Consider the following 471-nt stretch of genomic DNA (forward strand, 5'->3'; position numbering starts at 1 on the left):
GTTCCAGACGCGGCGCAGGAAGCGGTAGCTGCCCTCCACCGCGGCGTCGTTCCACTCGAGCGTGGCTTCGGGCGGCGCGGTGAACATGGTGTACAGGCGTGCGGTGTCGGCGCCGTACTTCTCGATCAGGTCCTGCGGGTCGACGCCGTTGTTCTTGGACTTGGACATGGTGCCCACGCCCTCGTAGTCGATGGCGGTGCCCACCGGCAGGTCACCGACGGCGTTCTTCAGTTTCGCGCCGACGATCTTGCCGCCTTCGTCCAGCACATGTTCCACGTCGTGCGGCCAGAAATACTCCTTGCCGCCCTTCTCGGTGCGGCGCGAGTAGATGTGGTTGAGCACCATGCCCTGCGTCAGCAGCTTGGTGAAAGGCTCGTCCACTTTCACCAGCCCCAGGTCGCGCATGACCTTGGTCCAGAAGCGCGCGTACAGCAGGTGCAGGATGGCGTGCTCGATGCCGCCGATGTACTG

Annotated in this window: 1 protein-coding gene; it reads right to left on the minus strand. The window is 64.5% G+C overall.

Translation table 11 applies throughout. The features are described 5' to 3' along the window. Nucleotides 1-471 (minus strand): class I tRNA ligase family protein (locus tag L6990_RS11820; RefSeq protein ID WP_237204373.1); only part of this gene is annotated, 471 nt, incomplete at both ends.

Origin of the sequence: Rothia endophytica, assembly GCF_928381505.1 — a bacterium.
Classification (GTDB): Bacteria; Actinomycetota; Actinomycetes; order Actinomycetales; family Micrococcaceae; genus Rothia; species Rothia endophytica_A.